The 11,815-nt window shown below is 66.4% G+C and carries 12 protein-coding genes and 1 tRNA gene; 7 read left to right on the top strand and 6 right to left on the bottom strand.

What is annotated here, in order from left to right:
- Window positions 1-72: 72 nt before the first annotated feature.
- Together CRP45_RS03920 and CRP45_RS03915 are read left to right on the top strand one after the other, a co-directional pair.
- A complete protein-coding gene (locus CRP45_RS03920) occupies window positions 73-381 on the top strand; it encodes a winged helix-turn-helix transcriptional regulator (RefSeq protein WP_179830745.1) in 309 nt (102 codons plus the stop codon).
- A gap of 90 nt (window positions 382-471) precedes the next feature.
- Window positions 472-556, top strand: a tRNA-Leu gene (locus CRP45_RS03915).
- Window positions 557-853: 297 nt separating this feature from the next.
- On the opposite strand, the gene CRP45_RS03910 is transcribed toward CRP45_RS03915, so the two are convergent.
- The 4 genes from CRP45_RS03910 to CRP45_RS03895 form a co-directional block, all read right to left on the bottom strand.
- Window positions 854-2,572, bottom strand: coding sequence for a CocE/NonD family hydrolase (locus CRP45_RS03910; protein WP_097243805.1), 1,719 nt, complete (start codon window positions 2,570-2,572; stop codon window positions 854-856).
- A 249-nt stretch (window positions 2,573-2,821) separates the two neighbouring features.
- A complete protein-coding gene (locus tag CRP45_RS03905) occupies window positions 2,822-3,436 on the bottom strand; it encodes a TetR/AcrR family transcriptional regulator (protein ID WP_097243804.1) in 615 nt (204 codons plus the stop codon).
- A gap of 153 nt (window positions 3,437-3,589) precedes the next feature.
- The gene (locus CRP45_RS03900; RefSeq protein ID WP_097243803.1) at window positions 3,590-4,042 is read right to left on the bottom strand and encodes a YybH family protein; all 453 of its coding nucleotides are present in this window, start codon (window positions 4,040-4,042) and stop codon (window positions 3,590-3,592) included.
- Between the two features lie 10 nt (window positions 4,043-4,052).
- Complete coding sequence (locus tag CRP45_RS03895) at window positions 4,053-4,637, bottom strand: NADPH-dependent FMN reductase (RefSeq protein WP_097243802.1); 585 nt, start codon at window positions 4,635-4,637, stop codon at window positions 4,053-4,055.
- Window positions 4,638-4,789: 152 nt separating this feature from the next.
- On the opposite strand from CRP45_RS03895, the gene sigJ reads away from it, so the two are divergent.
- Complete coding sequence (sigJ, locus tag CRP45_RS03890; RefSeq protein WP_097243801.1) at window positions 4,790-5,680, top strand: RNA polymerase sigma factor SigJ; 891 nt, start codon at window positions 4,790-4,792, stop codon at window positions 5,678-5,680.
- A 9-nt stretch (window positions 5,681-5,689) separates the two neighbouring features.
- Here sigJ and CRP45_RS03885 read toward each other — a convergent pair whose 3' ends face one another.
- Window positions 5,690-6,103, bottom strand: coding sequence for an SHOCT domain-containing protein (locus CRP45_RS03885; protein ID WP_097243800.1), 414 nt, complete (start codon window positions 6,101-6,103; stop codon window positions 5,690-5,692).
- A 429-nt stretch (window positions 6,104-6,532) separates the two neighbouring features.
- On the opposite strand from CRP45_RS03885, the gene CRP45_RS03880 reads away from it, so the two are divergent.
- The 4 genes from CRP45_RS03880 to CRP45_RS03865 are packed head-to-tail and all read left to right on the top strand — an operon-like array spanning window position 6,533 to window position 10,375.
- Window positions 6,533-7,093, top strand: coding sequence for a hypothetical protein (locus tag CRP45_RS03880; protein WP_097243799.1), 561 nt, complete (start codon window positions 6,533-6,535; stop codon window positions 7,091-7,093).
- 17 nt (window positions 7,094-7,110) lie between these two features.
- On the top strand, window positions 7,111-8,445 hold the full coding sequence (locus CRP45_RS03875) for a Dyp-type peroxidase (protein WP_097243798.1): 1,335 nt from the start codon (window positions 7,111-7,113) through the stop codon (window positions 8,443-8,445).
- Entirely contained in the window at window positions 8,442-9,449 is a 1,008-nt protein-coding gene (locus CRP45_RS03870; RefSeq protein WP_097243797.1) for a hypothetical protein, read from the top strand. The genes CRP45_RS03875 and CRP45_RS03870 overlap by 4 nt, the downstream gene beginning before the upstream one ends.
- Window positions 9,450-9,508: 59 nt before the next feature.
- Complete coding sequence (locus CRP45_RS03865) at window positions 9,509-10,375, top strand: hypothetical protein (protein ID WP_097243796.1); 867 nt, start codon at window positions 9,509-9,511, stop codon at window positions 10,373-10,375.
- Between the two features lie 59 nt (window positions 10,376-10,434).
- Here the strand turns inward: CRP45_RS03865 and CRP45_RS03860 are convergent, their stop codons facing one another.
- A complete protein-coding gene (locus CRP45_RS03860; RefSeq protein ID WP_097243795.1) occupies window positions 10,435-11,802 on the bottom strand; it encodes a hypothetical protein in 1,368 nt (455 codons plus the stop codon).
- Window positions 11,803-11,815 lie beyond the last annotated feature (13 nt).

Below are 11,815 nucleotides of genomic sequence, written 5' to 3'. Positions count from 1 at the left end.
GTGAGCAGCTAGCGAGGTACGGCATTGGGCGCGAAGAGATCAGGACCATATTTCTGCGGCATCGACGCGGCTATGGACGTGATCGGCGGCAAGTGGAAGGCGCTGATCCTCTGGGAGCTCGAGGAGAACGGGGTGCGCCGGTTCGGCGAACTGCGCCGCGGCCTGCCCGGCGTCTCCGAGAAGATGCTCATCCAGCAGCTGCGCGAGCTCGAGGAGGACGGCATCGTCACCCGCGAGATCTTTCCTGAGGTCCCGCCGCGCGTTGAGTACGAGCTCACCGATCTCGGCAGGGCCCTGAATCGTGCCCTCGAACCGCTCGGCGCATGGGGGCGCGACCGCATCGCGCGAATCGGCGCCGGCCGGGTGCAAGTTCCCGCCTGACCTGGCGATTTGGTGATCTCCCCCGCTACCCGTTTATGATCATGATCCGCTGGCGACGCCAAGTCGCCACGGACACAACAGAACACACCGGTCCGGGTGGCGGAATGGCAGACGCGCTAGCTTGAGGTGCTAGTGCCCTTTATCGGGCGTGGGGGTTCAAGTCCCCCTTCGGACACAAAAGCGCACACGGGTGGTCGTGAAAGCACTTTCGGCCACGACCACCCGAATATTTCCTGACATTCGACCGACCTTCTCATTGCCAGAGCCGCTGATAAGGCATGGGCTGCAATGCTTCACGCATATCCTGGTCGATTTGGATTGTTGCAACTCCCATTGCGTACATCGCCTTCGCGAAAGTGTGCGCTGCTACGGGGTCGGCTCGGTAGTGCATCGGCGGCCAACCCGGGAATCGAACTGTGACATGGCATTGCATCGCATTGCTTTCGGACGACACGGGCGGAGGGCATCCCGTTCATTCGCCGTTGAGGATCGGAAGGAGCAGGCGTGAGCTGGAGTGCACCGTGTTGACGCCCGCTATGCCGACGGTGGCGTGACGGAACAGCAGCATGGGCTGGAAGTCCTCGCGATTGTCGTCGCTGGTGAGGGTCAGCCGGATGCGATGCCCGCGCTGGAACCGGCGGGCATTGGCGACCAGCGGAATGCGGTAGTCGACCGGCTCGCCCGGAGGAATAGGGATACGCGTCCGCGCCGGGAGGACGGGCCTGCCGGTCTCGCTCGCGTCCTCGTCGATGTGGCGCATGCTGCCGCGCAGCCAGCCCTGGGTGATGTCGGTGGCCACGCCGTCCGGACCGACGTCTTGCAGGAGCAGGATCCATGCCGTGTCGGTCGCGCTGCTGGTGGCGGTGAGCTGTAGTTCTGGGTGGCCGACCATGTCGATGTCGCCGGGAAGAGGGTCGCTGATCCAATTCAGCTGTGCGGGCATGGCGTTCGCGCCGTCGGTCGCGTAGCTGCGCTCGCCGGGGCGCTCGCCGGGCGTAAGGGAGCCGTCGGCGTTGAGGGCCAGCGAGGTGTGCGTGGCCGGTGGAGGCCAAGAGTCGGCGGTGCGCCACTCTTCGGCCCCGGGCAGCCAATAGCGGATGGCGGGGCCTTCGAGAATGCCGGTGTCGCGTCCCTTCAGCCAGTGGTCGAACCAGGCGAGGGCCTCGACGTGCATGCTTTCCCACGGCCAAGGCAGACCGTAGTTCCCGAGCATGGCCATGCGGACGTGCCGGTTGTGGGCGAGAGCATCCCAGGCTTCGAAGAGGCCGGGCAGATGGAGGGGGACGTTGGACCACTCGCCGCCGAGGTAGACGGGTATGTCGACATCGGCGAGCTGTGCGGTCAGGTCACGCTCGTCCCACCACGCATCGCGGGTGGGGTGATCGATGGTCACTGCCTCGAGCAGAGCGTTCCATGGGTGTGCGTCGTGGCGGAAGCGGCTGACCTGCTCCAGGCGGCGGTGTACTTGGACGGCATCGCTCTTGCTGAACCGCCGATGGATGGCGGGGATGGCGAGTAATCGACGCAGAAGGCGAGACAGCGGGTTGCGATAGAGGCGGTCGCCGTGGGCGGACAGGACGCCCAGCGCACGGATCCACGGGGCAATGAAGGCCTCGCTCAGTATGCCGTTGTGGTACGCGGCTTCCCATGCCTGGACGGTGACGTTGAAGGGGAACAGGGCCTTCAAGTGGGGAGGACGCTGGGTGGCTGCCTCCAGCTGGCTCATGGCGTAGTAGCTGATGCCGATCATGCCTACGTTGCCGTCGCACCACGGCTGGTCGGCGACCCACTCGACCAAGTCGAACAGGTCCTTGCGCTCCTGCTCGTCGAAGAAGGTGTAGACGCCGCCGGAGCCGACCGTCCCCCGAAGGTTGGCGATGACATGGGCGTATCCGCGCGGCACCCAGAAATCGCTGATGCCGGCCTCGATGATGGCCGCGGGGGCGCCAAGGTCCTGGAGCTGGCGGGGGTATGGGGCGGCCGCGATCAGGGCGGGAAACCTGCCCGCCGCGTCGGGCCGGTGAATGTCGGTGAGGAGTTGCGTCCCGTCGCGCACCGGGACGGGGACGTTGTCCTCGCGGGTCGTCCTGTGGCCGGCCGGGGACAGGTTGCGGTATTGGCGACCTGTGGTCTGCGGCCCGTTGAGCCGACGCTGCCCGGGCTCTACTCCAGCGGCCTTGAATCGAGCCATAATGCTCTCATTTCCACGTGTACAGAAATTAACTGCCCCCACCGTACGCACGTCAGCTCGACGCGGGCAAGGTTAATTTCCGCATATCGTGAAAATTGGCAGACCCGAGTGCTGCCTGGTCGACCGCTGCCTGCCGAGCGCTCGTCCGAAGGCTCGCTGCCGCGGGTGCAGGCGAGCGCACAGTGATTCAAGTGCCGCCGACCAGCGGTCCTGTGCTGGAGATCGGCGGCCCCGGGCAGTCGCTCGCGGTCAGGCGTTCTCCGAGATGTCCCCGCCAAGGGCGCCCGTGAGATAGTGCTGCACGGTCGGCGCGATCAAGCGGACGACCTGCTCCGAGGGAATGTCGGCGAGGGGCTCGATCGCCCAGACGTACCGTGTCATCGCAAGGCCCACGATCTGCGTGGAGACCAGATTCGCGCGCACCTCGGCCTCGTCGCGGGCGAGGCTCGCCGACACGATCCGCAGAACGACCGCGGAGAAGACGGAGCGGAGCCGCTCCATCGCGAAGGGCTCATGACTTGCCGCGAGGATGATCGAGCGCAGGACCTCCGCGGTGGCCGGGTCGTCCCACATGCGCAGCGCCGCCTCCACGAAGGCTCGCCCGCGCTCCTCCAGCGGGACCTCGGCTGCCTCGGCGATGCGCTCGCCGAAGGCGGCCGGCGGCTCCAGCGCCGCCTTCAGCAGTCCCGCCTTATTGGAGAAGTAGTAGTTCACGAGGGTGGGATCCACATCGGCGGCCTGGGCCACCGACCGCAACGAGGTTCCGTTGTAGCCCCGCTCGGCGAAGGACTTGCGGGCTGCCGTCAGGATGCGGTCCGCCTGCGCGCCACGTTCCCCCCGCGGACCCCTTCCCGCTTGTCCCATGTCTCCGTCCCCCTCTTGCCCATGCCGTGAACTCACATGCTTGCCCGCTGGTGCCGCTTTCAGCGCCTGCACGAATTCAGCACCTGCACGAAAGGTATTTCAGCACCCTATGAAATTGCAACCGAGGCACTCCGGCAACGTTTTCGCGCCCCCTCACGGCTCGAGGTCGACAACGCCTTTGCCGGTGGCGATGTCGAGCGGCACCGAGACCTGGTCGTGCGCGATCAGCCAGGCGCCGTCGATCTTTCGCATGCCGTAGGTGACCCGGACCCACATCCCGCTCGTTGCCGCCCCGTTGTTCAGCGTGCCGCTGAGACGAGCGAACGCGTGCCCGAATGCCACGTCATCGCCCACGGTGAACGTCAGGTCGCGAACCTCGTAGCTCACGGTCTCGAAGAGCGAGAACACTCTCGCCCAGTTCTCGAGTTTCGCCGCGATCCCGACATGCTGGAGTGGCGGCTCGACATCGAAGGACACGACGTCGGTCGTGTAGAGCTGCTTCATGGCCTCGAGATCCTTGGCTCGCAGTCCTTCGACCACCTTGTCGATTTGCCTGCGAATCTCGGCTTCGGCGGCGCGTGACCGGAAGTCGTTGGCTGTCGGCATGATCGGTTCCTTACGAATCGACGAGAGCGGTTGCGGCGCCTGTCCGCAGCGGCGCGAGCGCGGCGCTCCAGGCGACGACCTGATCCAGCGTCTTGTGCAGGGCGGCGACGTGGTGGTCGCGCGGAGTGAAGGTCGTGTGGTTCTCGAAATCGGTGAGCACCGAGATCGCGACCTGATAGCTCACGTCGGCCATGCCCAGCGTGCCGCAGACCGTCCGCAGCTGCACCACGGCGCGGGCGCCGCCGCTCACGCCGTAGGAGACGAAGCCGACCGCCTTGTCGGCCCATTCCGCGCACAGGTGGTCGATGGCGTTCTTCAGCACCCCGGGCACGCCGCCGTTGTATTCCGGTGTCACCAGCACGAAGCCGTCGAACGGGGCGATCCGCTCGGCCCAGGCGCGGGTGGCTTCATGGACGGACGGGCCGAACATCGGCGGCGCGGGCTCGTCGAGATGCGGTAGCGGATGGTCGCGCAGATCGATCAGTTCGAACTCGGCGTCGCCGCGCTGCGATGCCGTGTCCAGGACCCACTGCGCGACCTGCGGGCCTTTGCGGTTGGGCCGGGTACTGCCGAGAACGATGCCGATTCTCATCATTTTCCGAACTCCTGCTTTGCTGACGGTGTCACGACCTTTCGACGGAACAGCCGTCCGGAATGTCAGGCCCTCTCGCCCCTCGAGACTGGTCCTCACATTTCCGGTCGCTGATTCGTCGGTTTCGGTGAGGGGGACAACCGAAGGAGTCGACCATGACCGACCCGCACCTGTCCGCGGTGATCAGCGAACGCCGTCAGCTGATCAATGTCGCCTACCGGCTGCTCGGCTCGCTGGCCGAGGCCGAGGATGTGGTGCAGGAGACCTACGCGCGCTGGTACGCGCTGTCCGAGCGGCAGCGGCGGGAGGTGGCCTCGCCCGGTGCGTGGTTGACCACGGTCGCCAGCCGGATCTGCCTGGATCTGCTCGGCTCGGCACGTGCCAGGCGGGAACAGTACGTGGGCGAATGGATTCCGGAGCCGGTGCCAGGGCGGTCCGAATGGCTCGACGGTCCCGCCCCCGCCGATCCCGCCGACCGGGTCACTCTCGACGAGTCGATCAGCATGGCGTTTCTCGTCGTGCTGGATTCCATGACGCCCGCCGAGCGGGTGGCGTTCGTCCTGCACGACGTGTTCCGCTATTCCTTCGCCGAGGTCGCCGAGATCGTCGGGCGCACCCCCGCGGCGTGCCGTCAGCTCGCCTCCTCCGCCCGCCGCCGCATCCGGACATCGCAGGGTCCGTCGGTGGCCCAGCGCGCCGATGTGGTCAGGGATTTCAAACGAGCTTGGGAGACACGCGACATCGAGGCGCTGATCGGCCTGCTCGATCCGCGGGCGACCGCGACGGCCGACAGCGGCGGCCGGGCACAGGCCTTCCGCGAACCGATCATCGGCGGCGAGCGGATCGCCCACGCCTGGATGGAGATCGCCGCCAACGGCCCAGCGGTAACCCTGCTGGAGCGCACGGTGAACGGTCAGCCAGGCTTGGTCGCGCAGCTCGACGGCACCATCGTGTCGGTCTATGCCTTCGACATCGCCGACGGCCGGATCACTCGCATCTGGGCGATCCGGAATCCGGAGAAACTGCGGCCCTGGATCGCGGGCTGAACCCCGCGGTCACCGACCGGTCGGCGTATTGGGTGCCGAAACGGTACCGCCAAGGGCCTGAGCTTTCAGCTGTTCGAATTCCGCGTCGGTGATGACACCGGAGTCGCGGAGGGCCTTGGCGTCGGCGATGCTCTCGGCGGGCGACTTACCCGCGACTTGCCGGATGTACTGATCGGTGGCTTGCTTCGCCTCGGCCTGCGCCTGTTGCGCGCGCAGCGCCATGCCCCGCCCGCGGACGATCAGGTACACGAGCGCCGACAGGTACGGCAAGAAGATCAGGGCGATCACCCACACGGCCTTGGCGATGCCGGAGGTTGTGTGGTCGCGGAACAGATCCACGAGAATTTGGAACAGCACGATCAGGTACGCCACGAAGGCGAACACGAGGATCGTGTACCACACGTAATCCCAGAACGAATCCATGCTGTGAACCTCCTCGGGCGGATCTCTTCCGTATCGTTGCCAGCCGTGGAATCCGACCGCGGAGCGAATTGGACCGCCGGTCGGCCTTCCGGGCGAAAACGAACTCCTGTTTTCTTTGCGGTTGTCCGTGCGTCGTCGACAGCTCACGAGTGTGGTTCGAAAATAGGCGCACAACGACGTCGGCGCCAGCGTTCGACGAAATTGCCGAGCAAATGGAACGTGAGTAGGAGCCATTGGCCGGGATGACCGCGTGCGGAGTGCGGGTACCGGCAAAGAGCACGATCGCAGATGATCATGACGGTAGAATCGCCGTGTGAATACCGCCGCGGGGCGGTCGGATCGGCCGTTGTGCGGACCACTTCTTCGCAAGCGTGCCGCTGGAGAGCGGTCTGCTTCTTCCCGCCCACATCGCTGGAGACGGAGGCGGATATGACCACAGGTGACGGGGATTGGTCCAAGCCTGCGGCGATGGCCATCCCGAAGGAAGGCTATTTCGATCTCGAGCAGGGCAGGTACGGGCCGATATTCCCACGCACACCGGCCAATTACGGCTTCTCGATCATCGCGAAGGTCAAACCCGGGCGGGAGACCGCGATCCGGGAGTACGGCAAACAGCTCGCGGCCACGGTCCAAGAAGACCCCACCGTTCTGGCGCCGCTGCGGCTGCACTACCTGCGGTGGGTGCTGTTCGACATCGGCGACGGCTTGTGTTTCCAGTACCAAGGGATCTTCGACACCGACTTCGACAGGTACGTCGAGGACGCCATCGCCTTGTTCCTGTCGACGGGTATCACGACCGTGTTCGTGAACCTCGAGGGGTTTCCCGAGGACTGGAAGACCAATACCGAAGCGGTCGTGAAGTTCTTCCGCGAGCATCAATTCCCGAGCTTCCTGGAGTACGGCGAGTACCCGTACGTGACCGCGGACGAGATCAAGAAGGCACTGCGCGTCAAGGCAGCGTTCTCCGGCATGCTCGACCAAATGCAGTAGCACCGCGAGGTTCGGTGATGCTCGAACTCGACGATATCCAGCACCTGGTGCTCACCCGCGTCCCCGCGCTGGCCGGACGCTACGAGTTCCTGTCCTTCGCCAGTGGTGACGGTGGGCGGGCGTGGTTGTCGGCGATGGTCGACCAGGTGGCCTCGGCGGCCGCCGCGCGGCGCTCCGTAGCCACCGAGCGCCGCTGGGTGACACTCGCGTTCACCTGGACCGGGCTGCGCGCACTCGGCGTGCCGGAGCAGTCGCTGGCGACGTTTCCCGAGGAGTTCCGGCAAGGCATGGCGGCGCGGGCGGGCATCCTCGGTGACACCGGGCTCGCGCACCCCGACCACTGGGTCGGCGGGTTGGCGGGCGACGACCTGCACGCGATCGCGATCCTCTTCGCCGTCGACGACGCCGAACGGGATCGCTGGGTGCGGGCGCACGATCGACTGGTCGCCGACTGCGCCGGAGTGACGGTGCTGTCGTCGCTGGACGTCGGGGCGGTCCCGCCGTTGGAGTACGCGCACGACCATTTCGGCTACCGCGATCGGTTGTCGCAGCCGGTGATCGAGGGCTCGGGCGAGCAGCCGACGCCCGGCTCGGGCGCACCGATCAAAGCCGGGGAGTTCATCCTGGGATATCCCGACGAAGACGGTCCCCCGGTGGAACTGCCGCGGCCGGAGGTGTTGTCGCGCAACGGCAGCTACCTGGCCTACCGGCGCCTCGAGGAACACGTCGGGCGATTCCGCGACTTCTTGGCCGAGCACGCCGAGACCCCCGAGGAACAAGAATTGCTCGCCGCGAAACTGATGGGGCGCTGGCGCAGCGGCGCTCCTTTGGTGCTCGCCCCCGAGAAGGACGATCCCGAACTCGGGGCCGATATGAAGCGCAACAACGACTTCGACTACAAACGGACGGACCCCTATGGCTATGCGGCGCCACTGGGTTCGCACATCCGCAGAATGAATCCGCGCGACACCGCGGTGAACGTGCGACGCAGGCGCCTTATCCGCCGCGGCGCCACCTACGGACCGCACCTACCGGACGGCGTTTCCGACGACGGCGCCGAGCGCGGAATCGCGGCCTTCGTGCTGTGCGCGAGCTTGGTGCGCCAGTTCGAGTTCGCCCAGAACGTCTGGGTCAACGACAAGACCTTCCGCGAACTCGGCAACGAGCGGGACCCGATCATCGGCAATCAAGACGGCACCCTGGAATACAAGATTCCCAAACGCCCGATCCGCCGAACCATCAAGGGATTACCGGCGTTCACGACTCTCAGAGGTGGCGCGTACTTCTTCCTGCCGGGTCTTCGCGCCCTGCGTTACCTCTGTACCCGAACCGACAGCGAGGTAGCACCATGACCGCGGCGCGCACCTACAACCAATCCCAGCTGCCACGCCTCTACACTCCCGGCAGACGCCGCCTGAGCATCTATTGGACCTGGAGCTATCCCTGGGAAGCCCAGCGCGACCCCGCCGCGCTGGACAACCGCTTCTCCACCATGACCGAAGTGCGCCAGGCGACTTGGCCCGCCTACGAGACACCCGAGTACGACGCCGCCCACTTCCTGCAGGGCATCGCGGGAACGTTGGAGCTGTTCCACCGCTCCACGCTCGCCTTCCAGGAGCTCGCCCAAGAGGCCACCGGCCATCCCGTCGCGGTCTTCCAGCGCATCGATCAAGCCGGGTTCGAGCTGCCCATCGACGAACGCGTCCTCGCCGACACCGACACCCTCATGGTCTTCGGTCTCGACCACGTACTCGGTCAGGCGGCGGCCAAGCCCGACGAGATCGCGGCCATCGAGCAGTGGTTGCGCCGCGAAGGCACCTGTCTGATCCTTGCGCCACACCACGACGTCGGCTGCACCGACGACCTCGGGCAACGCCAAGTCGAATACGAGCACCACGGCGACCCGCTGGTGCCGCGCCAACAACGGTTCAGCGCCTACACCCGCTCACTGATGGAAGCCCTCGACGTTCCGGTGCGCAACATGTACGGACTTCGTCCCGCCGTCGTCGAAGACACGAAATCCATTGCGCCACTTACCACATTCCGCGACCTCGACGCCCTGCACCTGCTCGACGACGTCACCACGTTCAACTTCCACCCCCACCTCCCGCACTATCACCTCACCGCGCCCGCGAGCGATTCCGTGCGGCTGCTCGCCCGTCAACCCATCGACCTCGACCGACCCCACCCCTTCACCGCCGAAGGCAACACCGAATTCAACACCCTGATCTGGTTGCCGCCCACCGACCACCGCGCGGGCGACATCGTCATGATCGACTCCACCAACTTCACCACCCTGTTCGGCGGAACCGAAAGCCTCGCCAATCTCTGGCGCAACGTCGCGCTCATGAAGTGAACGCACCGAACCCGCATGGAAGTGGTGACAACACACCGGGGTTGCGGTTGAGTCGAGATATGCGGTCGACGAAATTGTTCGGCACGCTGGCGAGGACCCTCGCCGCGCGCACGGAATCGGCGAGCGGTTGGCCCGGCACCGTCCGGAGAATTGTCGACGGGTGCGTCGAGATCGAGATCGTCGACCGATCGATGACCCTCGCGGCCCAGATCTTCACTTCGGTTTTGCCGGTGCTGATCGCCGGGTCTTTCCTCCCTTATTGGGATCTGGCCTCCCTTGCGATCAACGACCAGCTCGGCTTCGACACGACCATGCTCGTGTCCGGGGTGGGCACCTTCACGGTCACCGATCCCACTTTCGCGGCCTTCGGTGTCGTCGGATTGCTGATGGTCGTCATCAGCGCACTTTCGTTCGCCAAAGCGCTGGCGCGCGTATACGGGAAGATCTGGCACGTGCCGTCGATCGGCGTGCGCAACGCATGGCGATGGCTCGTCGTTCTCCTGCTCGTGGCCCTCTCGGTCGTACTGATCGGCGCGATTCGGGAACTGACCGGGCTGCGCTACGTGGGCGTGCCTCTCGCCATCGCGGGCGAGCTGGCGATCTGGATGATCGTCTGGACTCTCAGCCCTTACCTGCTCACGATGGGGAAGCTGTCCGGCCGTGTGCTGTGGATGACAGGAGCCCTCACAGCCTCGGGTCTGACCGTTGTCCGAGCAGCGGGGCGGCTCGTGCTGCCGAGGATCACGGAAACCGCGTACACGAGGTTCGGACTCCTCGGGCCGGTGTTCACCTCGATCAGCTGGCTGTTCGTGCTGTCAGCGGTCGTCGTCGGCGCCGCGACGATCACCAAAGCACTCGCCCTCGACGAGTCACCGCTCGGTCGGTACCTCCGCGGACCGGTCACCGACGATCGGCCACAGACGTAGCCGCCGACTCCCCCGCGATCCAGCGCATCTCCGCCATCGCCGAGGACGAGCCGCGCGGGTCACGCGTCGGATCGCGCCGTGGCCTCGACATGCTGCCAGCTGAGAGCGGGACGAATCAACAGTTCCAGCGCGAGCAACGCCACCAGCGCGCCGAGGACGACCCACACCACCACGAGTCCGGTGGGATAGGGCCAGAACACCAGCACGAGCGCGGCGATGCCGATGATCGTCCAGCGCAGCGCCGTGCGAGCTCGAAAAGCCCACCGTTCCACCACGTTCGGCGGCCGCGATCGCCGCAAGTGCCGCACCGCGTCCATGCCGCGCCCGGATCGACGGCGCAGCGCGATGGCCGAGGCCGAACCTCCGGTGAGGTAAGCGCCGAGCGCGATCGCCAGGCCGAGCACGGCGACTCCGCGCAGCGCGGTCCGCAGCGGTGCCAGCACGGTGTCGATGATCGCGGTGGCCGCCTCCGGTGAACGCACGTCGGCGGGCGTCCCTTCCAGATACAGTGCCCGGGCGACGATCAGCGCGATGGCGAGGATCAGCATGCCCACCGCGAGCGCGAGACCGATGAAGGCAAGGGCGCGTCTGCGGCCGCCCGCGGGCGCCGCGGCGATCGCTGCCACGGCGGCCGCGATCGTCACCCACGGCAGCACCGCCGAAGCTTTGTCGAGGTTGTCGACCGCACGCTGTGCCCGGACCAGCTCCGGGGAACGGAACAACACGAACTGTTTGTCGACCGCGGGGATCTTCTCGGCGAAGGTGAAGTCGCGATCGAGCAGCCGGGCCTTCACGTTCTCGATCGCCGTTCCCAGTGAAATGCTCACGGTGCCGTTCTCGTCGACGGTCACCGACTCGGGGCCGACCTGACCGGTCACCACCGCCACCACCGTCGTGTGGGCGGCGCGGTTGGCTCGCAGCCACAGATCCTCGAACTGGTCGCTGCGCACGTACGAAAGCACCGTCTCGTGGACGAAGTCGCGGGTCTGCTGAGCGATCACCGGCGCGAGCCCTTCGACCGCGCGGTCGACGCGCGGCCGGTTCTCGACCGCGGGTACTGCCTCGGTCAGGGCGGCGAGCGCGTCCGCGGTCATGCCTTCGATGTCGACGCGGGCGAAGATCTCGTCGGTGAGCGAGTTCGCGACCTCGTTCTGCACAGCCGGATCGGAGGCCAGGGGCGCCATCGTGGACACGTACCGGTCGGTGTCGAGGATCTGGCTGCGCACGTACCTGGCCAGCACCGTCGTGATCGCCAGCGCGGCGACCAGCACCGCCAAGACCGCCACGGCGGTCCAGCGCCACGCGTGGCGCCGCGGCCGTACGCGGCCGCGAGCCTCCGCTCGCAACGCGGCAACCTCCGCGCGAAGACGGTCGAGTTCGGCGCGTTCGTCGGCGCTCAGCCGCTCGCCGGGCGCGTTGGCATCCATCGGTATCCCCAAC

Source organism: Nocardia amikacinitolerans, assembly GCF_900215415.1.
GTDB lineage: Bacteria > Actinomycetota > Actinomycetes > Mycobacteriales > Mycobacteriaceae > Nocardia > Nocardia amikacinitolerans.
The sequence above is the reverse complement of the archived record's forward strand: the minus strand, read 5'-3'. Positions and strand labels throughout refer to the sequence as shown.

Coding starts and splice junctions, on each gene's coding strand:
- CRP45_RS03920 (WP_179830745.1), top strand. CDS start 73: ATGGACGTGATCGGCGGCAAGTGGAAGGCGCTGATCCTCTGGGAGCTC.
- CRP45_RS03910 (WP_097243805.1), bottom strand. CDS start 2,572: ATGGCTCGATTCAAGGCCGCTGGAGTAGAGCCCGGGCAGCGTCGGCTC.
- CRP45_RS03905 (WP_097243804.1), bottom strand. CDS start 3,436: ATGGGACAAGCGGGAAGGGGTCCGCGGGGGGAACGTGGCGCGCAGGCG.
- CRP45_RS03900 (WP_097243803.1), bottom strand. CDS start 4,042: ATGCCGACAGCCAACGACTTCCGGTCACGCGCCGCCGAAGCCGAGATT.
- CRP45_RS03895 (WP_097243802.1), bottom strand. CDS start 4,637: ATGATGAGAATCGGCATCGTTCTCGGCAGTACCCGGCCCAACCGCAAA.
- sigJ (WP_097243801.1), top strand. CDS start 4,790: ATGACCGACCCGCACCTGTCCGCGGTGATCAGCGAACGCCGTCAGCTG.
- CRP45_RS03885 (WP_097243800.1), bottom strand. CDS start 6,103: ATGGATTCGTTCTGGGATTACGTGTGGTACACGATCCTCGTGTTCGCC.
- CRP45_RS03880 (WP_097243799.1), top strand. CDS start 6,533: ATGACCACAGGTGACGGGGATTGGTCCAAGCCTGCGGCGATGGCCATC.
- CRP45_RS03875 (WP_097243798.1), top strand. CDS start 7,111: ATGCTCGAACTCGACGATATCCAGCACCTGGTGCTCACCCGCGTCCCC.
- CRP45_RS03870 (WP_097243797.1), top strand. CDS start 8,442: ATGACCGCGGCGCGCACCTACAACCAATCCCAGCTGCCACGCCTCTAC.
- CRP45_RS03865 (WP_097243796.1), top strand. CDS start 9,509: ATGCGGTCGACGAAATTGTTCGGCACGCTGGCGAGGACCCTCGCCGCG.
- CRP45_RS03860 (WP_097243795.1), bottom strand. CDS start 11,802: ATGGATGCCAACGCGCCCGGCGAGCGGCTGAGCGCCGACGAACGCGCC.